Annotated in this window: 23 protein-coding genes; 4 read left to right on the forward strand and 19 right to left on the reverse strand. The window is 65.5% G+C overall.

The genetic code is table 11. From position 1 onward, the window contains the following. Positions 1-30: 30 nt before the first annotated feature. A complete protein-coding gene (locus ABC977_RS01465; protein WP_369665445.1) occupies positions 31-492 on the reverse strand; it encodes a DUF2934 domain-containing protein in 462 nt (153 codons plus the stop codon). Positions 493-768: 276 nt separating this feature from the next. Between ABC977_RS01465 and ABC977_RS01470 the strand changes: the two genes are divergently transcribed. Both ABC977_RS01470 and ABC977_RS01475 read left to right on the forward strand, forming a co-directional pair. Next, positions 769-1,965, forward strand: coding sequence for a polysaccharide deacetylase family protein (locus ABC977_RS01470; protein WP_369665446.1), 1,197 nt, complete (start codon positions 769-771; stop codon positions 1,963-1,965). 96 nt (positions 1,966-2,061) lie between these two features. After that, positions 2,062-3,528: a polysaccharide deacetylase family protein gene (locus ABC977_RS01475; protein WP_369665447.1), complete on the forward strand. Its 1,467-nt coding sequence runs from the start codon at positions 2,062-2,064 to the stop codon at positions 3,526-3,528. Between the two features lie 167 nt (positions 3,529-3,695). Here ABC977_RS01475 and ABC977_RS01480 read toward each other — a convergent pair whose 3' ends face one another. After that, the gene (locus tag ABC977_RS01480) at positions 3,696-4,346 is read right to left on the reverse strand and encodes a GNAT family N-acetyltransferase (protein WP_369665448.1); all 651 of its coding nucleotides are present in this window, start codon (positions 4,344-4,346) and stop codon (positions 3,696-3,698) included. Further along, on the reverse strand, positions 4,340-5,257 hold the full coding sequence (locus tag ABC977_RS01485; protein ID WP_369665449.1) for a lysophospholipid acyltransferase family protein: 918 nt from the start codon (positions 5,255-5,257) through the stop codon (positions 4,340-4,342). Before ABC977_RS01485 ends, ABC977_RS01480 begins: the two co-directional genes overlap by 7 nt. A gap of 291 nt (positions 5,258-5,548) precedes the next feature. On the opposite strand from ABC977_RS01485, the gene mtgA reads away from it, so the two are divergent. Further along, positions 5,549-6,265 carry a monofunctional biosynthetic peptidoglycan transglycosylase gene (mtgA, locus tag ABC977_RS01490; RefSeq protein ID WP_369665450.1) on the forward strand — a complete coding sequence of 239 codons (717 nt, stop codon included), beginning with the start codon at positions 5,549-5,551 and terminating at the stop codon, positions 6,263-6,265. A 39-nt stretch (positions 6,266-6,304) separates the two neighbouring features. Here mtgA and ABC977_RS01495 read toward each other — a convergent pair whose 3' ends face one another. The 3 genes from ABC977_RS01495 to tal form a co-directional block, all read right to left on the reverse strand. Beyond that, entirely contained in the window at positions 6,305-7,096 is a 792-nt protein-coding gene (locus ABC977_RS01495; protein ID WP_369665451.1) for a ComF family protein, read from the reverse strand. 31 nt (positions 7,097-7,127) lie between these two features. Beyond that, on the reverse strand, positions 7,128-7,868 hold the full coding sequence (locus ABC977_RS01500; protein WP_369665452.1) for a PP-loop family protein: 741 nt from the start codon (positions 7,866-7,868) through the stop codon (positions 7,128-7,130). A 73-nt stretch (positions 7,869-7,941) separates the two neighbouring features. Further along, complete coding sequence (gene tal / locus ABC977_RS01505) at positions 7,942-8,907, reverse strand: transaldolase (protein WP_369665453.1); 966 nt, start codon at positions 8,905-8,907, stop codon at positions 7,942-7,944. A gap of 145 nt (positions 8,908-9,052) precedes the next feature. Between tal and ABC977_RS01510 the strand changes: the two genes are divergently transcribed. Next, complete coding sequence (locus ABC977_RS01510; protein ID WP_369665454.1) at positions 9,053-10,612, forward strand: CYTH and CHAD domain-containing protein; 1,560 nt, start codon at positions 9,053-9,055, stop codon at positions 10,610-10,612. Between the two features lie 19 nt (positions 10,613-10,631). On the opposite strand, the gene ABC977_RS01515 is transcribed toward ABC977_RS01510, so the two are convergent. The 13 genes from ABC977_RS01515 to ABC977_RS01575 all read right to left on the reverse strand — a co-directional run. Beyond that, entirely contained in the window at positions 10,632-10,910 is a 279-nt protein-coding gene (locus tag ABC977_RS01515) for a polyhydroxyalkanoic acid system family protein (protein ID WP_369665455.1), read from the reverse strand. Positions 10,911-10,914: 4 nt separating this feature from the next. Beyond that, positions 10,915-11,295, reverse strand: coding sequence for a cupin domain-containing protein (locus tag ABC977_RS01520; RefSeq protein WP_369665456.1), 381 nt, complete (start codon positions 11,293-11,295; stop codon positions 10,915-10,917). Continuing rightward, positions 11,292-12,230, reverse strand: coding sequence for a diguanylate cyclase domain-containing protein (locus tag ABC977_RS01525; RefSeq protein ID WP_369665457.1), 939 nt, complete (start codon positions 12,228-12,230; stop codon positions 11,292-11,294). Before ABC977_RS01525 ends, ABC977_RS01520 begins: the two co-directional genes overlap by 4 nt. Beyond that, the gene (locus ABC977_RS01530) at positions 12,230-17,917 is read right to left on the reverse strand and encodes a response regulator (protein ID WP_369665458.1); all 5,688 of its coding nucleotides are present in this window, start codon (positions 17,915-17,917) and stop codon (positions 12,230-12,232) included. Before ABC977_RS01530 ends, ABC977_RS01525 begins: the two co-directional genes overlap by 1 nt. 234 nt (positions 17,918-18,151) lie before the next feature. Beyond that, entirely contained in the window at positions 18,152-19,195 is a 1,044-nt protein-coding gene (locus ABC977_RS01535; RefSeq protein ID WP_369665459.1) for a LysR family transcriptional regulator, read from the reverse strand. Positions 19,196-19,336: 141 nt separating this feature from the next. After that, entirely contained in the window at positions 19,337-19,600 is a 264-nt protein-coding gene (locus tag ABC977_RS01540) for a 4a-hydroxytetrahydrobiopterin dehydratase (protein WP_369665460.1), read from the reverse strand. Continuing rightward, positions 19,600-20,067, reverse strand: a complete 468-nt coding sequence (locus tag ABC977_RS01545; protein ID WP_369665461.1) for a ferritin-like domain-containing protein — start codon at positions 20,065-20,067, stop codon at positions 19,600-19,602. Before ABC977_RS01545 ends, ABC977_RS01540 begins: the two co-directional genes overlap by 1 nt. Positions 20,068-20,120: 53 nt before the next feature. Further along, positions 20,121-20,423, reverse strand: coding sequence for an alpha-carboxysome major shell protein CsoS1 (csoS1, locus tag ABC977_RS01550; protein WP_369665462.1), 303 nt, complete (start codon positions 20,421-20,423; stop codon positions 20,121-20,123). An 83-nt stretch (positions 20,424-20,506) separates the two neighbouring features. Continuing rightward, on the reverse strand, positions 20,507-20,812 hold the full coding sequence (gene csoS1, locus ABC977_RS01555; RefSeq protein ID WP_369665463.1) for an alpha-carboxysome major shell protein CsoS1: 306 nt from the start codon (positions 20,810-20,812) through the stop codon (positions 20,507-20,509). A 97-nt stretch (positions 20,813-20,909) separates the two neighbouring features. Continuing rightward, positions 20,910-21,203, reverse strand: coding sequence for a carboxysome peptide B (locus tag ABC977_RS01560; RefSeq protein ID WP_369665464.1), 294 nt, complete (start codon positions 21,201-21,203; stop codon positions 20,910-20,912). Positions 21,204-21,225: 22 nt separating this feature from the next. Next, positions 21,226-21,495, reverse strand: a complete 270-nt coding sequence (gene csoS4 / locus ABC977_RS01565) for an alpha-carboxysome shell vertex protein CsoS4 (protein WP_369665465.1) — start codon at positions 21,493-21,495, stop codon at positions 21,226-21,228. Position 21,496: 1 nt separating this feature from the next. Beyond that, positions 21,497-23,029, reverse strand: a complete 1,533-nt coding sequence (locus tag ABC977_RS01570; protein ID WP_369665466.1) for a carboxysome shell carbonic anhydrase — start codon at positions 23,027-23,029, stop codon at positions 21,497-21,499. A gap of 181 nt (positions 23,030-23,210) precedes the next feature. After that, positions 23,211-25,247 (reverse strand): alpha-carboxysome scaffolding protein CsoS2 (locus ABC977_RS01575; RefSeq protein ID WP_369665467.1); only part of this gene is annotated, 2,037 nt, incomplete at its 5' end.

Genomic DNA, 25,247 nt, shown 5'->3' on the forward strand with positions numbered 1-25,247 from the left:
CGGATCCCGGCCGAATCCAGCCCTCCGGCCTCAACGATGGTGTTGTTGCCGGAGCCAGTCGTCGACCTCCCGTTCGGCCTCGGCCCAGTCCTGCGCCTCGTAACCCGGTGCGAACTGGCGCTTTTCGGCCTTGAAGTAAGCGGCCATGCGCACCATGTGCTCGCGTTCCTCGGCGGACAGGGGGGTGGCCGCCAGGCTCGCGTTCCGACGGCCGGCGGTCTTGGTCTTGGAGCGAGTCGGTTCGATCGCGGGGGGCGCCTTGCGGCGTGCGGTGGAACGAGGGGCGGCCGCCTCGGTTGCGGCTTGCGTCGGCGCCTTGTCCTTGGCGGCGGTCGTTGCTGGCGCTTTCTTGCTGGTCGTGCTCCGGGCGGGCGTGGTGCTCCTGACGTTCGTGGTGGGCTTGGCCGGTTTCGGTTCGGGGCCGGCTTCCTGACCCTTGGCCTGCTTCGCCCGGGTCTTGCCGGCTGAGTTCAGCTTCTTGTCATTCGCCATGTAGAATCCCCTACCTGAAGAGATCGGTGAGGCATTCTGAATCAACTCCGCGACCGAAGACAAACCAAAATTGCAGCGAGCCCAATCTATCCGGGCTAGAATGACGGCTCGCCTTCTTGGATCGAATCGCCGTGGCGCGGCGACCTGCCGGCGATCCGGCCAGCACAGCAATATCGAGGGACAGGGTGCCTGCCTCGTTGAAGGTCTAGCCCCCCGCAGGGCACCAGGATGGCTCGCCGGCGCCCAGTGGCAACCAAGAGAGCCGGGGTCCGATCCATGATTCCGCAACACGCGCTCGTGCTCAATCTCCATCAACCGCCGGGCAATCTGGAGTCCTTGCTGGAACATCGGGAATGGGAGGCGAAGGAGATCCTGTTCGCGATGGACCGGATCCCACGAAGTCTTTGGGGCTACGAGGATCTTGCCCGGGTGCATCTATCGCTGTCCGGCACCCTGCTCGAGACCTTGACCGACCCCGCCTTCCAGGACCGCGTGTACGGCATCGTCGATTGTGGCTCGCTGCTCTGGCATTTCCAGAACCAGGAGTTGTTCGAGATCCTCGGCACCGGCTATTACCATCCTGTCCTGCCGCTGATCCCGCCCGAGGATCGACGCGAGCACTTGGAACGTTGGCTCGCGCTGGCCCGACACCTCTTCTGGCGCCCGCAGTTCGAGGGTTTCTGGCCGCCAGAGATGGGCTTCTCGATGGAGTTGATCCCTCTGCTGCGGGCCGCCGGTTACCGCTATGTGCTGGTCGATAGCGAGCACGTCGAGCCGCTGACGCGAATGAGCTGGCCGGCCTTACGCTATCGCCCGCACATCGCCCGCTACGGTCAGGACGAGATCGTCGTGATCGTCCGTGATCGCGATCTGTCGAATGCGCAGGAATCCGGCATGGACGTCGATTGGTTCCTGGCCGAGGTGGCAGCGCGGACTCGCTGGTGCGATTTCGTGCCGTTGGTGACCACCTGTACCGATGGCGAGAATGGCGGCTGGTTTCGCAATGTCACCGAAGGTGCGAACTTCTGGACGGCCTTTTATCGGCCCTTGCTGGATCGGGTTCGCGCCGGTCAGGCGCCGATCAGGCCGGTCTTCATCGGCGATTACCTGGACCATCATGGTCCCTATGGCGAGGTTCGCGTCCATACTGGGGCCTGGAACACGGGCTGGCACGATGGTCGGGATTTCACCCAATGGACCGGGTCGCTGGCCCAGCGGGACGCCTTGGCCGCGGTGGCCGAGTTGAGCACGGCGATTCATGCCGCGCGCGCCGCCGAGGCGATGGTCAAGGACGGGCCGCTGGTCGTGCCTGAACTCGAGGAAGCCCTGCGTCACCTGTTGCAGGCGGAAACCAGTTGTCACTTCTATTGGGGCGAGGCCTGGGTGCCGCGCGCCGCGGGTGGGTTGGAGGCCGCTTGGGAGTCCTTGGCCCGCGCGGGATATGCCGGACCCTCGTCACGGAACGGATCTTGACCCAGGGGGGATGCGTTCGAGATCCCGCGTCGGCCCGCTGGCACCGATCCGCAATGACATCAGCATGACACCTTCGTCAGTAAGGAGAAGACCTGCATGAACCCGTTACCGGAATATGTCGATAACGTCCCGAATGTCTCGGGCGCCGAGGCCGAGGTGGCCCGCGCGGTGGCCATTGGTCGCGACAAGACCCTGTTCGCCGATGGCGGTCGCGTCGATTTCGCGGCTATTCGCGCGGCCACGGCGATCGCGCTGCACATGCATCAACCGCTGATTCCCGCGGGTGGTGAAACCTTGCGCACGGCGGGACTGATCAGCAACCTCCAATACATGATGGAGAACCAGGGTATCGGCGACAACCACAATGCGCCGGTCTTCCATTGGTGTTACAAACGGCTCGGCGAGATCATCCCGCAGTTGGTCGGGGAGGGCCACGCGCCGCGGGTCATGCTCGAATACTCGGGGACCTTGTTGCACGGCCTGCGCAGGATGGGGCTCGATGATGTGATCGACGCGCTGAAGACTATTACCTGCAACCCGGATTATCGGTCGACGACCGAATGGCTCGGCATGCCTTGGGGTCATCCGGTTGCCCCGTCGACCCCGGTGCAGGACTATCGCCTTCACGTCCGTGCCTGGCAGCAGCATTTCGCCGCGATCTTCGGCTGGGAGGCCTTGGAGCGGGTGCGGGGGTTCTCGCCGTCCGAGATGGCGTTGCCGAACCACCCCGATGTGGCCTACGAGTTCGTCCGGACCCTGGTCGATTGCGGCTACCAGTGGGTGCTGGTCCAAGAGCATTCGGTGCAGCAGGTCGACGAGGGTTGGCATCCGCAGCGACCGCATCTGCCGCATCGGTTGGTCTGCACGAGTTCGAAGGGCGAGACGGCCAGCATCATCGCGATCATCAAGACCCAGGGCTCGGACACCAAGCTCGTTGCCCAGATGCAGCCCTGGTACGAGGCCCAAAGCTTGCAGCGTTGGGAGCTGGCCGGTCGTTCCGTGCCGCCGTTGGTGACGCAGATCGCCGATGGCGAGAATGGCGGCGTGATGATGAACGAGTTTCCGCCCAAGTACCAAGAGGTGGTCCGCGCTGCCAGCGGGTCCGACGTGCCCTTGATGAACGTCAGCGAATACCTGGAACACCTGTTCGCGATGGGTATCAAGGTCGGCGACTTCACGCCGGTCCAGCCTCTGTTCCACGACAAGATCTGGGAGCGCATGAAGCCCGGGGACGGCCCCGCGCGTCTGGCCGAGGTGATCGCCGATCTGAAGGAGTCCGACCACCGGTTTCACATGGACGGCGGCAGTTGGACCAACGATCTGTCCTGGGTTCGGGGCTACGACAACGTGTTGGGTCCGATGGAGCGGGCCAGTTCGCTGTTCAACGAGCGGATCTTGAAGCCCGGGATCGCTCCGGATGACCCGCGTTTTCGCAATGCCCTGTTCCACTTGATGACGTCGCAGACGAGCTGCTACCGGTATTGGGGACAGGGTCAATGGACCGACTACGGCCGCGAGATCTGTCGGCGTGTCGAGGAGATCATCGAGCACGACCTCGCGTGACTGGCCCCGTTGGGGCGGGGTGGTCGCACCTCGGCGCCGCCTGCGCCATGACCGACCGATACCCTCGGCGCGGGCCGACGTTTCGATCGAAGGTCCCGCGGGCCCCTGTCCTCGCGGGACCGGGGCCACGACCGCTCGTCGCGTCGCCGCGGTCGGGATCGGGCCGGTCAGCTCGCCAGTTGCCGGTGCAGACCTTCGTCCCAATCCGCGGTCAGCGAACGGAAGATCCAGTTGCGCCGTTCCTTGAGGCGCTGATAGGCGGCCTTCAGGTCGAGGATCATGGTGATCCGCCGGCTGGCGCAGCGCAGTTCGCCGTCGTCATGGGTCGCGACCGGGTGAAACCCCATGACGCGGGTATGGAATCCATAGGGACTATGTGGGTCGTTCTCGAACACATCGGTGATGTAGTGCGTGAAGCCGCGCTCGAGTGTCTCGCGGGTCGCGGCCCGCATCAGGGCGACGGCCAGTAGCAGATTGCGCCGGCAGGACGGGATGATGGCGAAACGACCGATCTCGGCGATCCGGGTCGTCGCCAGGAAGCGGTCGACATCGACCCTGGGATCGAGCAGCGTGACCCGGTAGTCGCGGTATTGGCCCAACGGTGGCTCGTAATAGACGCGCAGCACCCCCGCCGGGCGCCGGCCGCGGAAGGCGACGAACCAGGAGATCGCCGGACTGGTCAGGTCGCTCGCTGGCAGTTGGGTCTCGGCGTGATCGACCCACCCCTTCTCGTCCTGATAGGTCGAGCGCAACACCTCGAGGGCCTGCGCCCGTGTGACGGCGTCGCTGACCCGGATAACAGTGGTCTTCGTCAACATGCGAGTCCTCCTCGGACGCCTTTGTCCGGATCGTGAACTGGTTCGGTTGGGGATGACTCTTGCGCCAGCCAGGGCTTGTCGCACAGGGCGGAGAGGGCGATCATGGCTTCACGGTGCCAGTCCCGCACCTGTCGCGGCGACACCAGGGCGCCTGCCACCGTTGGATGCAGCGGCTCGCCGACGAGAATATACAAGGGTGCGTTGGAGTCGATCAGCCCGTTCGCTGACTGCCCAGCGCCGAACCGGAGGCCGACCGGTAGCAGCGGCACCTCGAGTTCCAGGGACAGGCGCGCCGCGCCGTATCGCCCGCGCAGCAGGCGCAGCGCGCTGCGGTTGACGGTCCCCTCCGGGTAAAGGCCGACCGATCCGCCCTGCAGCAGCGTGTCACGGGCCACATCCAATGGGGACCGGGCGGTCTGGTAGCGCTGTTTGAAGCGGTTGAGCCAGCGCGGACGGGCCGGCTTGCGGGTCACCGTGATGGCGCCGCTGTGGTCGTACAGGTAGCCGACCCCTGGATACAGGCGATAATTCCAATCAGCGAGAAAACGGATCGGCTTGCCCGAGCGCACGAGCAGGAACAAGGCGGGCAGATACAGGGCCTCGCGCCGGGAACTATGGTTGGCGATCAAGATGAAGGGGTCGTGAGACGGCAGCAGGCGCTCCCAGCCGTCGACGGTGACCACCTGCGTCAAGGCCAGCCGTGCGAATACGCGGATCAGTTGACGATCGGTCCAACTGACGTCGCGCGCGAGCGGCCAGCGCCATAGGGCGCCTGGTGCGAACGGGGGCGGGCCGGCAGGGCTCGAAGGGGGATGGGTTTGTCGCGGTGGCATCGGAATGTGCCCATGACGATCATCGGCCCGGTCAGAGGGGTTCGGCACGAGACCGACGACCTCGACGCGCTTCGTCACGGCTGCGAACGGGGATCGCCGGTCCCGCCAATAGTCGCACGTCAATGTTGCCAGTCAGGGACGAGACTGTTGCTGTTTGACGACCTGGCGCCAGTCCGGGTGGACGATCGTCGCGCGCTCGGCGCGGTGCGGGATCGACCCTGCGGACGGCCTCGTGTCCTGGGAGTCTGACCGGTTCGTACCTGTCCCGCAACCCTGCTTTGGTGCCTTCGGTCCGCCGCCCATCGATGGCAGCAACGCGCGTCGGCGGGGGCATCCTTCATCAGCCATAGAAGCCAAGCCGGAAGACCTATGCCTGTTCGTCGTCGTCGGCGCCCGCGCCGGATTCTGAAGGGCCTGCTGATCGCGCCGCTCGTCCTGGCGCTGGTGTCGATTGCGCTGGTATTGGCCTTGCGCTGGATCGACCCACCGAGTTCCTCGGTGATGATCCAGCATCAGATCGCGGGATGGTGGCAAGGCCAGCCACCGCCGCTCGTGCATCATGAATGGGTCCCCTGGGAACGCATCCCGCCGGTCGTCGCCTTGGCCGTGATCGCGGCCGAAGATCAGCGTTTTCCCGATCACAAGGGTTTCGATCTGATCGAGATGCGCAAGGCCTGGGCGGCCCATCAGGCCGGTGGCCGCCTGCGCGGCGCCTCGACCCTGTCCCAGCAGGTGGCGAAGAACCTGTTCCTGTGGCATGGTCGAAGCTGGCTGCGCAAGGGCCTGGAGGCTTGGTTCACCGCGCTGATCGAATATCTGTGGCCGAAGACCCGGATCCTCGAGATCTACCTGAACATCGCCGAGTTCGGTCCCGATACCTATGGTGTCGGCGCCGCCAGTTGGCGCTATTTCCAACGCCCGGTCGAGGCGCTCGGTCCGGCGGAGGCCGCGCAGTTGGCCGCAGTGCTGCCCAATCCGCAAGGGTACCGGGTTCAGGATCCATCGCCTGCGGTCAAACGGCGCGCGACCTGGATCCGTACCCAGATGGATCGTCTTGGAGGGGTGCGGTATCTGGAGAGGCTTTGAGGTTCCCGAGCTGGCTCGGTAATGAAGATCGGCGGCCGGTCACGGGGTCCGGGCGACCCCCCACAGATCGACCCGGGTCACGACACCGGTACGCAGCAGTGTCCGCGCGAGTTCGGCGGCCGTGGTTCCGGTCGTCACGACGTCGTCGATCACGGCGATGTGGTCGGCATCGGGCACGGCCCGGAGGCCGAAGGCCCCGCGAAGATTGCGGCGCCGCGCGGTGCCGGTAAGGCCCATCTGCGGGGATGTCGCACGGATCCGCTCGCAGCAACGGGCGTCTACGGCCAGGCCCAGTTCGGTGGCGACTGTCCGAGCGATTTCGTGGGCTTGATTGTAGCCTCGTTCGCGCAGGCGCGACGCGTGCAACGGCACCGGGACGAGCAAGGCCGGTCGTGTGGCCCGCTGTTCGGCCAAGGCGCGTGCCAACAGGGTTCCGACCAGCCTGACCAGGTGCAGCCGACCGCGAAACTTGGCGCCGGCGATCAAGGCCGGAAGGATGCCCTCGTAGAGAAAGGGGACATGGGCGGCGGTGAAGGGCGGTGGGCGGCGTCGGCAGCGGCGACACAGCGGGTCGGCGGGTTGCGCAAGTGGCCAGGGCTGCGCGCAAGCTGGGCAGGCGCGCAGATTGCCCGGCAATTCGCGCTCGCAGGGGGTGCAGAGGTCGAGCCCCGGTTGGCCTGGTGCGCCACACAGGGCGCAGGTCGGTGGAAAGAGCCAATCGAGGCCGCGTCGACGCCATGCGACTGGCGTGCGCAAGGTCACCGGCTGAATCGACGAGCGGTCGGTCTGCTTGCATCCGAGCGCTGGCGGTGGGTCGGCGCTCCGCGCCATCGTGTCGTTCCCTGGTGGATGGGCCAGGTCGCTAGGGCCTGGACCCCTCGGTCAAGAGCGGCTTCAGCGCGTGTCGGATGTTCGCGAACAGATGCGGGTGCCGGGCTTCTTCGTTGGCCAGCAACGCCTTCATCTGTTCGCGGCGGGCCGGTCGCGTGAAGCAGGCCGGGCAACTGTCGGGGACCACCGGCAGCCCGGCGGTCGCGGCGAAGGCCGCGGTCTGGCGCTCGCGACAGTAGGCCAATGGACGGATGATCCGCACATCGCCGGCATCGTTGCGGTAGTGGGCCTTCATCGTGCGCAGTTGTCCGCCGTGAAACAGAGACAGCAGCAGGCTTTCGGCCAGGTCGTCCAGGTGCTGACCCAAGGCCAGGACCTGGTACCCCTCGCGGCGGCAGATCCGGTACATGATGCCGCGCTTCATTCGGGCGCAGTATGCGCAAAAGGAATCACCGTCCATGCGGGTCTTGGCCTCCTCCATGATCGGTTGGCGTTCGTAGTGCCAGCGCAGGTCGAGATCCCGATAATAACCCTGCAGCGGTGCCGGGTCGAAGCCAGGAACCTCCGGATCGACGGTCACGACCCCCAGCTCGAAACGGACCGGCGCATAGGTCCGCAGATGGTGCAGGATCGCAAGCAGCGACAGCGAGTCCTTGCCACCCGAGACGGCCACGAGCACGCGGTCGCCGGCACGGATCATATCGAATTCGACGATGGCGCGACCCACTGGCCGCAGCAGGGACTTCGGGGGTTTGGGCAACGACCTGGACATGGCGCGCTAGTCTACCGGAAAACGCGCCACGGCTCGGGTCTCCTTGCCGACCGCCAGATGCTATCCAAGCCGATCAAGCCCGTCGGCGAAGCTCTAACGCGAATCGTTCCAGCTCAAGGGTGTCGGCCGTGAACAGACGGATGCCTTCGGCCAGTTTTTCGGTGGCCATCGGATCTTCGTTGAGCACCCAGCGGAAGCCGCTCTCGTCGAGGTCGACGCGTTCGAGCATCATCGCCCGGGCCCGCTCCGGATCCAGCTTGCGCGGCACCTCGTCGTCGCTGGACGCCAGCTCCTCGAGCAAGGCGGGAGAGATGGTCAGCAGGTCGCAGCCGGCCAGTTCGAGAATCTCTTCGTGATTGCGGAAACTGGCCCCCATGACCTGTGTCTTGTATCCGAAGTGTTTGTAATAATTATAGATTCGTGTCACGGACCGGACCCCGGGATCCTGATCCGCCGGGTAGCCGTCGACCTGTTCCGTTTTTTTGTACCAATCGAGGATGCGCCCGACGAAGGGTGACACCAGTGTGACCCCGGCGTCGGCGCAGGCCACGGCCTGGCCAAAGCCGAACAGCAAGGTCAGATTGCAGTGCAGGCCTTGCCGTTCGAGTCGTTCGGCCGCGCGAATCCCCTCCCAGGTCGACGCGATCTTCAAGAGCACTCGCTCCGGCCGGATACCGGCCTGGGCGTACAGGTCCATCAGCGTCTCGGCGCGACGCACGGTGCCCTCGGTATCGAACGAAAGGCGCGCGTCGATCTCGGTCGAGACGCGACCGGGAACCACGTCGAGGATCTCGATGCCGAAGTTCACGGCGAGACGGTCCATGATCCAGCGAGCCTGCTCGTCGGGCGGGCCGCCCTGTCGCTGGCCGAAGTCGATGGCCTCTTGGACCAGTTCGCGGTATTGGGGCATCCGGGCTGCTTTGTACAACAGCGACGGGTTGGTCGTCGCGTCCTGCGGTCTGTGCTCGGCAATGGCTTCGACATCACCAGTGTCGGCGACGACCCGGGTCATGGTCTTGAGGCGATCGAGTCGGTTCATCTGGTTTCTCCTGATAGCAAAGTACGACAAGGGTGCCTTGCGTTAGAATGATCGTTGAGTTTGCGCTGACGTCGACAAGGGGCCTTCGCTCGCGGGCCGTTCCTCTGGACCCGGCTCACGACACGTCGCCCCGCTGGAGATCAGGATGCCGGTCCTCGTGAGTTATGTGGTCCCCGATGAATCCCGTGTGGCAGATCTCTTGGCGCGTCTGTCGCAGGATCGGCCGATCAGCGAAGTGGCCGCTGTGGCGACCGAGCACCGTTTTTACGACAGCTTCGATTGGCGCTTGTTTCGCGCCGGGGTGTCGCTCGTCCATGAAACCACGGCCGATGGCGGCTGGCTGATCTGGCAGGATCTGGCCGGACGCGAGCGGCCGCGACGTTGGGCCGCGATGCAACCCCCTGGCCTGGCATCGGACCTGCCGAATGGTCCGCTGCGCGATCTCCTCGCGCCTGTGCTTGGCGTGCGGCGGTTGCTGCCGATCGTTGCGATCGACCGTCGTTCGGACCGGGTTCAACTGCCGGCGGGCGGCGAGGGGGTGATCGTGCGCGCCCGGATCGATCGGGACCAGGTCCGCGATCCCTCCGGTGGACCGAGCAAGGCGCTCCCGGTCCAGATCACGCTAGAGCCTTTGTCCGGCGGAGCGACCGAAATCAAAGGCAGACTGGCCGCCTTGAAACGGCCGTTCGGTTTGCGTCGGGTGCGTGTGCCGCGCCTGATCGAGGCCTTGAGCGTCATCGAGCGAACCCCTGGCGACTATTCGTCGAAGCTGGACATCGATCTCGCTGGCCACTGGCGGGCCGAGCAGGGCCTGCGTGAGATCCTCCGTTACCTGTTGGCGGTATTCGACGCGAACATCGCCGGTGCCAGCGCGCACCTCGACCCGGAGTTCTTGCATGATCTGCGTGTCGCGACCCGCCGGGCTCGGTCGCTGTTGTCGCAGATCAAAGATGTGTTGCCGGCCTCGCGCGTGGCGTCGTTGCGGGAACGGCTCGCGTGGCTTCAGCAGGTCACGGGTCCGGCACGGGATCTCGACGTCTATTTGTTGGGACTCGAAGGCGATCTCGCCCGTCTGCCTGCGATGCTCCGGCCTCACCTCGCGCCGCTCGAGACGGCCTTGTCCACGCGTCACCGCATTGCCCAGCAACAGGTATCCGAGTGGTTGGAGTCGGCCGAGTCGTTGGCCTTGTCACAGGAATGGCGGGAATTGGCCGAGACTCCGGTGAGCGTTCATGAAGCCGGTGCGCGCGCGGATTGGCCGCTGAAGCTTGTCGCGGACCGGGCGATCTGGCGCCGTTATCGGCGGGTGCGCGACGACGGGCGTGCGATCGATGCCGCGACGCCAGCGCCGGTGCTGCATGAACTGCGCAAGGACATCAAGAAATTGCGTTACCTGATGGAGTTCTTTCGCAGCCTCTACGGCGACCAGATCAGCACCCTGATCAAGCAGACCAAGATCCTGCTCGACGATCTTGGCCATTACCAGGATCTCGCGGTCCAGGCCCAGTTCCTGCGCGAGGCGGCCCATCGCATGGACCAAGAGGGTCAGTGCGGCGCCGATAGCCTGTTGGCCATCGGCGCCTTGGTTGGGGCGCTGCTCGAGCGTCAGAGCGAAGCGCGCGAGCGGTTCGCCGCGAGCTTTGCGAGCTTCGACGGCCGGGTCAACCGGTCGCTGTTTCGGGACTTGTTCAAACCCAGTGGTTGAGCACCACGGCGCGACGGCCTCAACGCAATGCCGTGACCAGCTTCTGGTCGATCCGGTCGGCGATCAGCTGCCGCATCGGGGCGAGCCATAGCCCGAGCTGGACCTCGAGGACGACCTGGTCCTCGGCCACCAGGATGATCCCGCTGGCGCCGGGGCGACGAAACCACAGCCGATTGCCCTGCCATCGGCAGACGACCTGCAATTCACGTTCGAGACGGCGCGCCACGGCGTGGATGCGGCTTCTGGCCTGTTCGAGCCCGAGACCGTGGGGCCGCGTGATCTGGATGTTCGAGGGCATGGCACTATCTCGCGTCGTCGATATCTTCATAGGCCGCGGGTACGAAACGCGGCGTACACAACGCATAGAACACCAGGTCGTCACTCCCGGTATTCGTAATGCGTTGTCGGCACCCGGCCGGGATGTGGACCAGGTCGCCAGATTGAACCACAGTTGGTGGCAGATTGCCGACCTCGACACGTCCCCGTCCGGCGACGATCAGGTAGCGTTCGTCGATATCGACGAGTCGGTGCCAGCGGGTCGTGGCCCCGGCAGCGACCCGGGCGCGCGCGACGGATAGCCTCGTGTCGTCGGGTCGGTTCCAGGTTTCCAGGATCGCGCAGCCTTCGGCAGTGGCGTATTCGTCATCCTCGTCCGGGCGCTGGATGGTCGGTGGTGGGCTCATATCGGATCGCTCAATTGGGCTAGGCAAGTCTGATTGCGGCCATGCTGCTTGGCGCGGTAGAGGGCCTGATCCGCGAGCTCGAGGAGTCGTTGTCGGTCGGTTTCGCGGCACGCCGTTGGGCGGGTCGCCACCCCGATGCTCAGTGTCACGATCGCCGCGGTTTTCGAGTGCTGATGGGGAATGGCCAGCGCCTCGATGGTTCGTCGCAAGCGCTCGGCGACATGCCGGGCGCCGTTGCCGTCGGTGTCCGGCATCAGGGCCACGAACTCCTCGCCACCGTAACGGGCAACGAAGTCCGGTGGACGCGACACCGACGCCTGAAGTGCGCGTGCGACGCGCCGCAGGCATTCATCGCCGGCGCCATGGCCATAATGGTCGTTGTAAGGCTTGAAGTGGTCGATGTCCATCATCGCCAGTGACAGCGGCTGCCCATTGCGAGACGCGCGCGCCCATTCCTCGACGAGGCGCTCATCGAATCGACGGCGATTCGGGATGTCGGTCAGGCCATCCTGCATCGAGAGCTTCTCCAGCAGGTCGGTCTTGATCTTGAGATTCATGTGGTTGCGAACCCGAGCCCGGACGATCGTCGGATGGAAAGGTTTGGCGATGTAGTCGACGGCACCCAGGTTGAAACCCAATTCCTGGTCCTCGATCCGGTTGCGGGCCGTGACGAAGATGACTGGAATGCCGCTCGTTCGTTCATCCGATTTCAGGCGTCGACAAACCTCGTAGCCGGTCATGTCCGGCATCTCGATGTCGAGCAGGATCAGGTCAGGCGGATCCTCGGCCGCGGCGAGCTCCAAGGTCTTGCGGCCATTGGTTGCGATCCGAATCGCATAGTCGTGCCTCAGAAGGTCGGCGAGGGCACGCAGGTTGGTCGGCTCGTCGTCGACGATCAGAACCACACCTGTGCGGGAGCTAGGATCGGAGGTCATCACAGCTCCACGCCGGCGCGTGCGGCCAACTCGACCAGTTGGGATGTGGCTCTATCGAGCTCGAAGCGCTCGAGCAACCTGAGAAGTTCCGCCGAGGCCTTGTGGCCGAGCTGCTGATCCAGGAACGTAGTGGCGTCCCGTAGTTGGTCGTCATCGATCAATTCGCTTTTCGCGAGCCTCGCATGCAGCGCCTCCAACGCGGCTTGACCCTGTTTGGAGTCGATTCCACTGGGATCCTCGGCGTTGGGCGGCAAGGGAGGCAAGGTTGCAAGCTGTGTTCGGGCCTCGTCGAACGCGGCTCGGAATTCGCGGCGCAGGGCGGCCGAGACCTCTTTCCCCGCCTCGAAGGCTCGGCCGATCCGCGTGGTGATCGCTTCCAGGCGGGTGGCGCCGACGACCCCAGCCGACCCTTTCAGCGTATGGACCAGCCGCTGCGCCGTCTGATGGTCGCCGTCCTCGATCCGAGCGATGATCGAGGACGCATCACCGGCGAGCTGATCCCTGAACAACAGCAGGAGTCTGTGGTAAAGGCCCTCATCGCGGTCGGCCAGGCCGAGTCCACGACCGAGGTCGAATCCGTCGAGCGACGCCGGCAGGCGCGACGCGAGCGCCTGATCTACGGCCGCCGTCCCAGGTGGGTTCGCGATGGTCTGACGCGGGTCGCCGAGCCAATGGGCCAGCGTGTCGTAGAGCGTCCTGCTGTCGATCGGTTTGGCCAGATGGGCCTCCATGCCGGCGTCGCGGGCGCGCTCGCGATCGGCGTCCATCACGGCGGCCGACAGGGCAATGATCGGTAGGTCAGGGGCTTGTTCTCGGATCCGGCGCGCGGCCTCGAAACCATCCATGATCGGCATCTGCAGGTCCATCAGGACCAGGTCGAAGTCCCCGGACTCGACCATCCTGACCGCCTCGGCTCCATTGTCCGCCAGCGTCACCTTGGCCCCGGTTCGCTCGAGCATCCGTCTGGCCACCTCTTGGTTCAATGGGTTGTCCTCGGTCAGCAGAATCGAACGACCGGTGAAAGAGGGTACTTGGACACCGTATGGAGCGGGGATGATTTCGGCTTTTTCGCCACTCGCCTCGATCATCGCGTTGAAGACGGCCGAGGCCGTCACGGGTTTCCCGAGGAATCCGCTGATGCGCTCGGGATCGATCGGGATCTCATCGCGGCTGTAGGCACTGACGATGATGATCGGTGCCGGGGTCCCGGTCAGTTGGCCGTTGTTCCGCAAGCTGCGCAATCGATCGATGGCCTCCAGTCCGTCGATGTCTCCGGGCATCCGCCAATCCATCAAGATGAAATCGAATGGTGTCCGTCGCCGATGCGCGGCCAGCACGGCATCAATCGCTGCCTGTCCGGAATCGGCCTCGACGACGGCACAATGGCGGGCCTCGAGAATCTCGCGCAAGACCATGCGTGCCGTCGCCTGATCGTCGACGACCAGCACCCGGCGACCGCTGACCTGCGGATAGGCCGCCGGATGTGCTGCGACCCGGGAGACCGGGAACGTCAGTTCGAAGGAAAAGGTGCTGCCTTGTCCTGGGGTCGACTCGACTTCGATGACACCACCCATTCGTTCGACCAGACGTCGGCTGATCACGAGGCCCAGACCGGTCCCGCCGAATCGCCTTGTTGTCGAGGTATCGGCCTGAGAGAACGGTCGGAATAGCCTGCTGATCGTCTGCGCGTCCATACCGATCCCCGTATCGCTGATCTCGAAACGCAAACGAACCTCGTTGTCGTCGCCGCCGACGACCTGTTCAATCCTGACCTCGACCTGGCCCGACTCGGTGAACTTGATCGCATTGCCGAGCAGGTTGATCAGCACCTGGCCAAGCCGGAGCGAATCGCCGCGCAGCGTATCGGGCAGGTCCGGTGAGACGCGAAAGAACAGGTCTAGTCCCTTGTCGCCGGTGGCCGTGCCGAACAGCGTGGCCATCTGGTCGAGCAATTGATGGACCTGGAAATCATGGTGATCGAGCTCGAGCTTGCCGGCCTCGATCTTGGAGTAGTCGAGGATATCGTTGATGATCCCGAGCAGCAGGTGCGATGAGCCATGGATCTTTCGCAGGTAGTCACGCTGTTCGTCATTCAGGTCGGTTTCCAGCAGGATCTGACTCAAACCGATCACGGCGTTCATCGGCGTGCGAATCTCATGGCTCATATTGGCCAGGAACTCGCTCTTGGACCGACTGGCGGCCTCGGCTTGTTCGCGACTTTGCCGCAAGGCATCCTCGATGTCGCGCCGCTTTCGAACATTGACGAGCATCTGTGCGAAGACCGTCAACAGACGCCTTTCGATGGCCGAATAGCGATACTGGGAGCGGACTGCATCGAAGCCAACGAAGCCTAGGCAGTGCGTCCCGTCCATCAAGGGCACGGCCAGGACGCTTTTGACGCCCTGCGGGTCGAGCAGCTGCCGCAGGCCGCTGGCCGGCGGCAGGGCGCCGACATCCGGTATGTACATGCTTTGGCCTCGGCAGTGCGCGGCGACCCAATCGGGGATCAGGTCGTTCGGCACGGCTTGGAGCCGCTCATGCTGAGGTTCGATCCCGGGTGCGCACCATTCATGGGTATTTCGCGATACCCGCTGGTCGAAGTCATAGTCGAACAGGTAGGCCCGGTCGGCACCGACGAAGCCGCCTAGGTCTCCGAGGGAACGGGCGATGACCTGATCGACCTGAGTCAACGGCAGGCTGATATAGGTCGAAGATATCCGCATCAGGATCTCTTGCAGGCGGGTTTGCTGTTCGAGGGCGTGCTGATTGATCTCGATGTGGAGCAGGGTTTCCTGGCGTCCGATCGTGCTGCCGATGACCTGCACGAGCAGGCGCAGCAGGCGAATGTCGTGGTCAATCCAGTGCTTGGTCCGGCCGATCGTGTCGAAACCGATGAACCCCCAGAGCGTCCCTTCGGTATCCGCCATCGGCAGGCACAGCATCGATTCGATGCCCTGGGCCAGGAATTCGGTCCTTTCGGCGTTGGCCTCGTCCGGCATGTCGGCGACACTGGGGATGTGAACCGGCTCGCGGGTCTGCATCTGGGCCTTCCACCAGGGCATCGCGCCGACCGCCATATCCCGCGACCGGATCCTCGCCGATGCGATGTTCGGGGCGCACCACTCATGGGTATTGGTCATCCGCGCACCGTCGGCGGTGAAGCGAAACAGGTAGGCGCGATCGACCTCGAGCAGGTGGCCGAGTGTCGCCAACGCGCCATTGAGGACGTCGTCCAGATTATTGTCTCGCGCCGTTGCCAGGCGCCCCGAGATCTTTGCGGTCGCCCGTTCCAAGTCTAGGCGCCGCGCGGCTTCGACGTCCGCGAGCTTGCGGTCGGTGATATCACGGGCCGCGGCATAGATCACCTCCCCGTGCGGGTACGAACGCCATTCGAGCCAACGGTAGCGTCCGTCGCGGCACCGGTAGCGGTTCTCGAAGCTGCGGATCGTGATCTGATCGCCGAGCCGCGCGAGGGCCGAGAGCGTGGCGTCGCGGTCGTCGGGGTGGACGAGGTCGAGGAAGGGCCGGCCCTCCAACTCCGTCAAGGGGTACCCCAGTGTTCGCTCCCACTCCGGGTTGAGCCGCAGGAAGACGCCGTCGGTGTTGGCGACGCATAGCATGTCGAGCCCGACCGTGAAGAATCGATTCAGCTCCTCGGTTCGCTCGTTGACTAATCCGACCAATCCGGCATGGCGGCGCGCCAACAGCGACGCCATGGTCGCGAAGGCACCGGTCAAGAGCAGTCCGATCCAGGCCGTGATCCAGCTGGCCCGGCCCGGGTGCACCCGGTGAAAGTCGGGGCCGGCTTGGGCGCTGATCCGGAACACCTCGCCGAAGATCGGGATAGGTTGCGACAAGCGCGGGCCGACCAGCCCGGCGCGTTCGCCGTCGTGGCTCACGGCGAGGGATTGCGCCGAACCGCCTTCGCCGAGGTGTTCGATCTCGAGCAGGATCCCGGGGTCGGTGGGCATGCCCAACAACAGCGTGTCCATCCGCAGCGCCGCGAGGGCCACGCCGCTCCGATGTCCGGGTTGCTCGCTGTCGAACACCGGTCTGACGACACGGATGCCTTTCGGCCGACCGGGTTCCAATAGAAAGGTCACCGGTTTCGTGCTCGTCGGCAAGCCGGTGCGAGTGGCCTCGTCGATGGCTTGGCGCCGGATCGGTTCAGAGGCCATGTCGAAGCCGATCGCTTGCTCGCTGACGGTCGTCCGCGGCGCCACATAGTACACGGGATAATAGTCGTCGCGGTCGGTGAGCGATACCGGCAGACCCTGTTCATCGGCCTCCCAGACGGCGAAGTCGGGAAACTCGGCGGCGCGGACCTTTGCTTCGAATCGCGCGAGATCGTCGCGCGAGACACGAGGCACCCAACTCCAGGCCCAGACGGCCGGGTTGCGAGTCAAGTGCTCGGCGAAACGGTCGAAGGCGTCCCGGCTGGGAGTTGGGCTGTTTTCGAGGAACGCGGCGAGCCCGGCTAGTTCTTTGTCGCGCAGATCACGAAGTGCGCGCGCAATCGCGTCCGTATGGCTTGCCGCCATCTGCGCGAAGAGGCGTTCACGCGCATGCGTCTCGCGTCGATCGGCGGTCCAGGCGGCGGAAGATGTCAACAGGATGCCAATCGCCAGCACCGTCAAGCCCTCGAGATACCGCCAAACGCCGGCTGGCGGTTCTGGTTGTCGCGCCCGTTTGGCGAACAACAGGGCCGCCGCGAACAGCAGGGCCGAGAGGGCCACCGTCAGGACCGCTGGTGGGATCGCGGCCCGGAGCAGCTGGCGGCGCCAATCCCGGGCATCGATATCGATGCCGAGACTCGCGATGACACGAGCCTGGCCGAGATAGGCCCCTGCGCACAGCATGAGGTCGTCGACACGCCGCACCAGCGTGGTCTTGGGTTCGAGACGTTGATTGGCTGGGTTGATGGCCTCGTAAGCGACCCATCCTTCGCCTTCGTCCAGTGCGATGCGTTGCATCACCCGCCCGAAGGAGGCATCGCCGAGGTGATCCGATGGCTCGAGCCCATGCTGGCCGACCAGCTCTGGCCGCACCGGATGGGCGAGGATGGTCAGGTCGAGATCGGCGGCGAAGACATACAGGTCATCGCGATGAAACAATCCGTTCTCGATCATCATTTCGCGCAACAGCGACGCACGACCATGCTGTCGATAGAAGGCCTCGGCCTCGTCGACCATCCTCCGAGCGTCATCGGGCAGTGCGATGCCGTGGAATTGCTGGATCTCCTCGAAGAGCGGGACCTGTGCCGTGATCCAGGTTCCCCAACGATTGGCAAAGGGACCCTCGACTTGGTCGAGACCTTCGGAGAAGACGCGTTGTTCGCCAGCGGTCGCTTCGTCGTAGATCTGACCGGGTGGCGAATAGTCGTCGGAGTGCGTGGGTTCGTTGTCGACCAGGATCATCAGGCGGCCATCGGGACGGCGGCCCATGATGTAGACGAAACCATAGCGATCATCGGCGTTCGCGATGGTTGTCATCTGCCTTTTGAGTCGTTGGTATTCCGCGCGGGCGAGATCGTCCTCGGTCGCGGACAAGGTTTGGATGTGTTCGACATTGACCGATCGAGCCAAGAGACGCGTCTCGAACAGCAAGGCCTCGCGCATCGCGCGGTCCGTGACGTCGACGGTCCACCAGGTCCAGACCGAACCGAGCAGGAGGGAAATCAGCGCCAACGAACTTGCGAGTGGAGGCAGCCAACGCAGGCGCCTGGTCTTGGCAGCGGCCGAGTGGTCAACCTCGGCGATCGATCGTTCCTCCATTGGGCGCGGCCCGTCAGCGTTTCGGATACATATCGATCGGGGTTTCCCGCGGTTGGGTTGGAATCTTTCGAGCCAGGTGTCTCTGCGCCCCGTCTCGGCCCCGTCAATGTATCAACCAACCCCAGCGGATGTCACGCGACGGCATGGCTACGAGGGTTCGCAGTGGTCCTCTTGGGGGGCGGAGGTCGAGCCCGTTGGGGTGCGGAGTGCCGCGAAGGTCCGCGCGAGCATCGCCCGGATATCGGGTTCGCGATCGACGGCGTAGGCGAGGAAGGTCTTCGCGATCGTCGATAGCTCACGTCCCTTGGGGTGCACCAGGTACCAGGCACGTTCGATCGGGAAACCTTCGACGTCGAGCATCGCCAGGCGTCCGGCGCCCCAATCCAGCGTCAACGAATGCAGCGACAGGGCCGAGATGCCCAGGCCGGCGATGATCGCGTGTTTGATCGCCTCGTTGCTACCCAGCTCCATGCGCACGTTGGGTTGAAGGCCGGATTCGGCGAAGCGGTGGATGACGGAGTCACGGATGCCGGATCCGGGCTCGCGCAGGATGAAACGCTCGCGGGCGAGACATTCCATCGAGATGCGGGGCTTCCGGGCCAGCGGATGATCGGCGCGCGCGACGATGATCAACGGGTTTGGCGCCAGATAGGTGGCCTCGACCTCGATGCCGGCGTTCGCCGGTTCGCCGAAGATGTAGAGATCGTCGTCGTTCGCCTCCATGCGTTCGATGATGCGCGTGCGGTTGGTGACCTTCAAAGAGACGTCGATGCCCGGGTAACGCTCGCAGAACCCGCCGAGTATCTCCGGCGCGAAATATTTCGCCGTGGTGATGACAGCCAGACGAAATCGGCCGCTTTTCAATCCTTTCAGATCCGCGAGCCGGGTCTCCAGGTCGCCCAGTGTGCGCAGGATGGTACGCGATGCCGCATAGACTTCGCGGCCGGCGTCGGTCGGTTCGACGTTGCGCCCGACATGCAGGAACAGCGGCGTTCCGACGGTCTCGGTGAGCTTCTTGATCTGCATCGAGACCGTCGGTTGGGTCAGGAACATCTCCTCGGCGGCGCGCGTGAAGCTGCCGAGGCGCACGATGGCCTCGAGGAGTTGCAGTTGCCGGAGCGTGGCGTGGCGAACGAAGCGGTTCGTTGTCTCGGTATCGCCCTGGTCTGAGCGTCGGTCGCTTGTCGACATGGCCTCGCCGGTCTGATCGGACTCGATGGTCTGGGGCGTGCTCCGGGGAGCAATGATTCAATGAGCATGTCCCGCGGCGCACGGGCACGCGCGACGCTGACGCCCCATCATAGCCGAATCGGACTGACCGCGTGTTCAAAGTCAGCGATACAGGGCCTCGATGTCGTTCGCGAAACGGCAGAGGGATTCGCCGAGTTCGGTCGCGCCCTCGTCCGCAGGCAGCGTGAGGTTCACATAGGTCCGGCCAAAGCTGATGTCGGGGTGGACCCCGGTGCGTTCCGAGAGCGCGGCGGCCCGGTCGAGGAAATCACGGGTGGCCGGGTAGTCGGGGAATTCCAGGCGGCATTCGAGCCGCAGCGGGCGCTCGCGGCGCGACCAGAGTGGATTCGAAGTCGTCGATGTCATCAGAAGTAAGCGCGATCGGTCTGGTGTGGCACCGTCAATGACGCCAGCCACGTATCGATTTGTTGCGCGTGTTCGAGTTCCTCACGCAGCAACCCCTCGAAGAAGGCCCCATTGCCGGCATCGCCGATGCGTTCGCAGAAGATCGCCGCGTCCTGGTACAAGGCGGTGATTTCCGCTTCGAGCGCGGCATCCTGGCGCAGCAGGTCGGCCAGATTGCGGGCTACGCCGGCTGGGCGCAGTTGCGAGGCATTGGGCGCGACGCCGAGCGTCAGCATCCGTTGGATGATCCGCTCGGCGTGACGCATCTCCTCGACGGTTTCCTCGCGGAACCGTCTTGCCGCCTCGGGCAGACCCCAGGCCTCGGCCAGCGCGGCCTGGGTCATGTACTGCTGGACGGCGGACAGCTCCAGGCTCAGGGCGCGGCCGAGGTAACCGAGGAGTCGGGGGTGGATCCGCATGTGTTTCATGCAACCTTACCTGTGCCGCCGCGCGCGCGGCGCGGGGTCCGGGACGGGTGACATCAAGCCGTTGGTGCGGCCTTGTTCAGGATCGGCTCGACCTCGCGGTGTGGGCGGGCGATGATGTGGGCCGCGACCAGTCCGTCGCCGACCCGCTCGCAGGCGTCGGCACCGGCGCGGACGGCGGCGTTGACGGCGCCGGTCTCGCCGCGCACCAGCACGGTGACATAGCCGCCGCCGACGAATTCGCGGCCGATCAGCCGGACCTCGGCGGCCTTGGTCATGGCATCCGCTGCCTCGATGGCGGGGACGAGCCCGCGGGTCTCGATCATGCCGAGGGCGATACCGTAGTTTTCGTGGGCCATTGGTCTACTCCGATTGTGTGGGTGTTCGTCGATCTGTGTCGTTGGGCGGGACGGCCCCTCGGGGCCATCCCGTGACGACGGGTTCATTCGCTGGCCGGGGATCCAATTGGAAGGATCGGCTCGACCTCGCGGTGGGGGCGGGCGATGATGTGGGCCGCGACCAGTCCGTCGCCGACCCGCTCGCAGGCGTCGGCGCCGGCGCGGACGGCGGCGTTGACGGCGCCGGTCTCGCCGCGCACCAGCACGGTGACATAGCCGCCGCCGACGAATTCGCGGCCGATCAGCCGGACCTCGGCGGCCTTGGTCATCGCGTCTGCCGCCTCGATGGCGGGGACGAGCCCGCGGGTCTCGATCATGCCGAGTGCGATCCCGTACTTTTCGCCTGTCATCGTTCGTGTCTCCTGTGTGTCTCAAGTCGCCGTGGGCGCGATGGCCCGAGTTCATTCAATCTCTCATCCACCGGTGGGCCCGGAGGCGGCCGCGTGCCTATCGTCGAGGCGTGCCATGCGGCGGGCTCGACGGTTCCGAGGCCGCCTCGGGGGGCCAATGGTCGATGACCCCGCCGACGGTCAGATCCGTCAGGATCGCCGGATTTCCCATCGCGTAACGCGCCGCAGACCCGCTGACCACGAAGACCCAGTCGTCCGGACGCGCCCCGACCGGATCGGTTGCGACGACCCGTCGGCCCGCTGCATCCTGCAGCACCCGCAGGTCGACGTGGGCCAGTTCGGCAATTCGTTGTGTGCAGACCAGCGAGCCGACGACTCGACGAATCTCCATGGTCACCTCCACCTATCCGAGATCATGGTCCGGCCTGTGGTGTGGTGCCGTCAGGTGGCCATCTGTCGATGATGCCGACGATCGTCAGGTCGCTCGGGTACTCCTTGCTGCCGGCCGCCTCGCGGGCAGCGGAGCTGCCGACGCAGATCACCCAGTCACCCGGTACGCAGCCGACGGCATCGACCGCGACCTGCAACGAACTTCCGTCGCGGACCACGAGCAAGTGCTTGTGTTCGAATCCCGGGATGCGATTCGTCGAGACCAGCGGTCGCTCGACCTGACAAATCTTCATGTCAACGCCCCCCGATGCCGTCGCGTTGCAGCGAGCTGCCGACGATCTCGAGACCGGTGCCGGCATCGGTATCGCGGACCGCGAGCAGTCGGTGCAGGTGTCCCGCGCTGGCTTGACGCTCGAAACGTTCGACCAAGGCGCGGTCGAGCCGCTGGCAGTGCAGAATCGCGCGCTCGCGCGCCCCAGGGACAGCTCCGCGATAGTCGAAGCGGATCACGACCGGGATCGGAAGCCCGCGGCTGACGTTGAGTCCGCTGAAGATCATGCACCCGACATCGAGGTCGGCGGCCCCTTCCTCGACCGTGTCGAGATAGGCGAAATAGGTCAGATTGCGCAACTGGATCTCATCGAAGCCTACCCCAACGCCCATGAACCGTTCGGCGTGGCCGTGATCGCCATAGCGACCGCCGTGGAGAGCGCGCACAAAGTCGATCTGCGACAGGTTGTTCTCGATCAGGCGCGCGATCAGTTGGGTCTTGCCGGCATCGGGAGCGCCGTCCGGTGCCGCGTCGCGCACCAGCTCGAGAACCCGTGCGCGGGCGGCGTCGGGCGCCAGATCACAGGTCATGTCATAGACCCGCGCCGCATCGACGCTGCGATCGAGCGCGACCTCGCCCGCGGCATTCGGTACATGGATTCGGATCGCATCCGTGTCCGTGTCCAGCCCGATCAGCAGCAACGCAACCGAGGCCCCGCAGCAGAAGCTGTTTTCGATCGCCTGGCGAAACGCAAGCAGACGCTCGAGGGCCGCGCGGGCGGCGCGCGCGTCATCGGACCCATGCGCCGCGCAGCCCTGCTGCGCCGGATCATGCGAACTGAAATGGTAGATCACCGCTTTCAAATAGCGGGTCGGTGCATCGGCCGTGTTCGGCCGACCCTCGCGAAAACGCCGATACTCGATCTCGACCCACTTGGTGACCGCATCCTCGACGTCGAACAGGCCACCGGCGTAAGACTTGCGCCGCACTGCCCCGAACGGCAGCCGCAGGACATAGCTGATCGCGTGGGCCAACCGCCCGTCGGCGCAGGGCGTCACATCCAGCATGTGAAAGCCGCATTCCTGCAGAAAGGCCTCGAACGATGAGGACTCTCGCCCACCCAGTGGGTCCTCGATCAGGAACTCATCGGCCATGCGCCGATAAGTCTCGAACACCGACCACGCGAACAGGGTGCGCAGATCCAGTCCGGCGATCCAGGCCTCCTCGAGCCGATCCTCGGGCATCCGGAAGCCGAGCTCCGTCTCGGCGATCACTTGTGCCTGTGCGACGAAGTCGGGCGCGCACCGCAGTTGGGCGATCCGTTTGAGGACCGGTACGATCCGGTCGAACGCGCCTTTGACGCGCTGGTCATAGGCATGCAATCGGGCATTGGCGGACCGATCCGTGAGCGGGTGGGTCCGACCCGACGGCTCCGCATCGAACCCGCTGCCAACCGCCGCCCCGTTCGCCCGCGCGCGGCGCGCGTGCCTGGGCTCACCTTGCGGCGCAGCGGCCCAGATCAGGCTCGCGCGGTGAGAATGACGTCGGCTCGACATGGGTCTCGGTCCCCGTTGGAATCAATGGTTGCCGCGGTAATCGATCGTCTCGAAGGTACCGGCATGCTGCTGGCGCGACTGGAAACGCGTCCGCCGCGCGTCGCCAGGGTGCGATGCGAGTCGTTGCGCAACCACCGATGCGTATTCATCGCTACTGCTCCGTGCGCCTGCTTGGTAGGGGTCAGCCGCGCGCGCCGCCCGAATAGGTGATTAGAGATCCCCGATCGGTGTTCCCGCTGCTGCCGGTGACGCGGCTCACCGGGGCCGGCAGTTCCTCGTTGCGCTTCGGCTTGACCGGCGTCATGGCGTTCATCGGACCGGGCCGGGTCGGGTTGCGGCGCCGAGCCGACCGCCCCTCGGTGCCGGTCACGCGCTCACCGCGCTCCCAGTCATCGCCGGTGATCTTGGTTCCAGCCGCTTGACCTTCGCCGGTCACGCGCGGAGGGGGCGGTACGGCGTCGGCGCTGTCGGCCGCTGCTGGCTCCATCGTCAACAGATCCGTCGGTGCCGCGCCGCGATCGAAGCGGAACTCCTCGGTGCCCGTGACCTTGCCCGAGCCCTGGTCGAACGGCCCCGTGATGCGTCCGCCTTGCTCATATCGAGTGCCGGTCACGGCGCCGGTTTGGCGCGTGCGCTGCGCGGCACGCGCCGGCGGCTGCACGCTGAAGCTCTGCCAGGCCGCGCCATCGAGCGCTTGCGGGAAGTCGGCCTCGCCGGGGGCGGCATAGCCGTCACAGGTGCCGGCCAATTGCTCGGCACCGACGTAGGGTGTGCCGGTCACGGGCTCGCAAGCACCGCGTCCGGCTCCGGTCACGACCCCGTCGACACCGGGGCCTTGCCCCGTCATCGGTCTGATCGGCACGGATGACAAAGGCTTTACTCGGGCCTGGATCGCCTGTTGGCGGTCGACGGCACAGTACTCGGTCGCCTGCTCGAGGCCGGCGTATGGGGTGCCGGTGACGATCTGGCAGGTGCCTGGTTCGTCGCCGGTCACGCGTTCCGACCGGCCGGTCTGGGTCCCGGATACGCGCTGTCCGCGCGCGGTCGTCGATCGGCCGACCTTGGGCGCCTCGAGCGGTGCCGGACGGGTTTGACAGAAGGCCTCGTACTGCTCGCCGCCGACGTATTCGTCGCCGGTGATCAGACGGCAGGTGCCGGGTTCGTCGCCGGTCACCCGAGCGTTGCGGCCGACCAGGGTTCCGGTGATCCCGCGTCCGGCCAGTGTCTGGGATACGCCGACCTTCGCCGGCACCGGGTTGCCGACCGCCGCGGTATCGGTCGCGCTCGGGTCGAGATACTGGCTACCGGTCGGTCGCACCCTTGCTCCTTGATCATGCCCCGTGACCTTGGCCGATGGCCCGACCGGCGCGCCCGAGACCGTATGGCCACCGACCGTCTGCGAACGGGCCGTCAGCCGCGGGTTCGGCGGTGGTTCCGTCTGGCAGTACTGCTGATACTGTTCCGCGGACAGGTACTCGGTTCCCGTGACCGATTGACAGGTACCGGGTTCGTCGCCGGTGACCCGCGGCGAGCGGCCGACCTCATTGCCGGTGACCCGATTTCCAGCCCCGGTCCGAGTGGTCCGGACCTTCTCTGGGCCACGTGGCGGCTCGGCGAGGCAGAACTCGCGGAAGATCTCGGCGCCAAGGTATTCGGTTCCGGTAATCGAGCGGCAGGTGCTCGGCTCATTGCCGGTCACGGCCCGGCCGCGGCCGACTCGGGTGCCGGTGATACGCTGTCCGTGGCTCGTCTCGCTCGAACCCACCTTCCAAGGCTGATCTTCGGCGGCGCCCACGGGGTTGGCGCGTGCGGGGCGTTGGCGGCCGGTCGGCTGCGGCTTCGTGGTGCCGACGCTGCCGTTGCGGCTGCGCTGGGCGCGCACGGTCTGTGCCAGTTCGCGCCCCGTAAGCTTTGGATTGACCTGTCGCGCCAGGCTCGCCGTAGTCGCTGGGGCCTTGATCGCGGCCTTGCCGCGGCCGGATTGGGCGGCTCGCCGGGCGAGTGCCAGTAGGCGGCCGGTCGGCTTGTTGGCAACGGGTGCGCGCTTGCCATTGGTGCGGCGAAGCGTGCCAGGGATCGGCGACGAACGGTCGGTGCCCTTGGGCCGGCCGGCGGTTGGCGGCGTTGATGCGGTGGCGCGGTCCCGGCCACCGCAGCCACATCCACAGGGGGGGCGCGTGTCCACGTCGATCGATGCGCGCCCGCGGGCCGCATCGTC

The organism is Thioalkalicoccus limnaeus, assembly GCF_041197575.1.
In the GTDB taxonomy this organism is placed as follows: Bacteria; Pseudomonadota; Gammaproteobacteria; order Chromatiales; family Chromatiaceae; genus Thioalkalicoccus; species Thioalkalicoccus limnaeus.

What these genes read in the sequence shown, in the direction of transcription:
- ABC977_RS01515 (WP_369665455.1), bottom strand. Translation starts at nt 10,910, where the DNA reads ATGCCCTCGAACATCCAGATCACGCGGCCCCACGGTCTCGGGCTCGAA.
- csoS1 (WP_369665463.1), bottom strand. Translation starts at nt 20,812, where the DNA reads ATGACAGGCGAAAAGTACGGGATCGCACTCGGCATGATCGAGACCCGC.
- tal (WP_369665453.1), bottom strand. Translation starts at nt 8,907, where the DNA reads ATGAACCGACTCGATCGCCTCAAGACCATGACCCGGGTCGTCGCCGAC.
- csoS1 (WP_369665462.1), bottom strand. Translation starts at nt 20,423, where the DNA reads ATGGCCCACGAAAACTACGGTATCGCCCTCGGCATGATCGAGACCCGC.
- csoS4 (WP_369665465.1), bottom strand. Translation starts at nt 21,495, where the DNA reads ATGAAGATTTGTCAGGTCGAGCGACCGCTGGTCTCGACGAATCGCATC.
- ABC977_RS01545 (WP_369665461.1), bottom strand. Translation starts at nt 20,067, where the DNA reads ATGAAACACATGCGGATCCACCCCCGACTCCTCGGTTACCTCGGCCGC.
- ABC977_RS01500 (WP_369665452.1), bottom strand. Translation starts at nt 7,868, where the DNA reads ATGTCCAGGTCGTTGCCCAAACCCCCGAAGTCCCTGCTGCGGCCAGTG.
- ABC977_RS01525 (WP_369665457.1), bottom strand. Translation starts at nt 12,230, where the DNA reads ATGACCTCCGATCCTAGCTCCCGCACAGGTGTGGTTCTGATCGTCGAC.
- ABC977_RS01495 (WP_369665451.1), bottom strand. Translation starts at nt 7,096, where the DNA reads ATGGCGCGGAGCGCCGACCCACCGCCAGCGCTCGGATGCAAGCAGACC.
- ABC977_RS01560 (WP_369665464.1), bottom strand. Translation starts at nt 21,203, where the DNA reads ATGGAGATTCGTCGAGTCGTCGGCTCGCTGGTCTGCACACAACGAATT.
- ABC977_RS01475 (WP_369665447.1), top strand. Translation starts at nt 2,062, where the DNA reads ATGAACCCGTTACCGGAATATGTCGATAACGTCCCGAATGTCTCGGGC.
- ABC977_RS01510 (WP_369665454.1), top strand. Translation starts at nt 9,053, where the DNA reads ATGCCGGTCCTCGTGAGTTATGTGGTCCCCGATGAATCCCGTGTGGCA.
- ABC977_RS01540 (WP_369665460.1), bottom strand. Translation starts at nt 19,600, where the DNA reads ATGACATCGACGACTTCGAATCCACTCTGGTCGCGCCGCGAGCGCCCG.
- ABC977_RS01465 (WP_369665445.1), bottom strand. Translation starts at nt 492, where the DNA reads ATGGCGAATGACAAGAAGCTGAACTCAGCCGGCAAGACCCGGGCGAAG.
- ABC977_RS01470 (WP_369665446.1), top strand. Translation starts at nt 769, where the DNA reads ATGATTCCGCAACACGCGCTCGTGCTCAATCTCCATCAACCGCCGGGC.
- mtgA (WP_369665450.1), top strand. Translation starts at nt 5,549, where the DNA reads ATGCCTGTTCGTCGTCGTCGGCGCCCGCGCCGGATTCTGAAGGGCCTG.
- ABC977_RS01520 (WP_369665456.1), bottom strand. Translation starts at nt 11,295, where the DNA reads ATGAGCCCACCACCGACCATCCAGCGCCCGGACGAGGATGACGAATAC.
- ABC977_RS01480 (WP_369665448.1), bottom strand. Translation starts at nt 4,346, where the DNA reads ATGTTGACGAAGACCACTGTTATCCGGGTCAGCGACGCCGTCACACGG.
- ABC977_RS01570 (WP_369665466.1), bottom strand. Translation starts at nt 23,029, where the DNA reads ATGTCGAGCCGACGTCATTCTCACCGCGCGAGCCTGATCTGGGCCGCT.
- ABC977_RS01535 (WP_369665459.1), bottom strand. Translation starts at nt 19,195, where the DNA reads ATGTCGACAAGCGACCGACGCTCAGACCAGGGCGATACCGAGACAACG.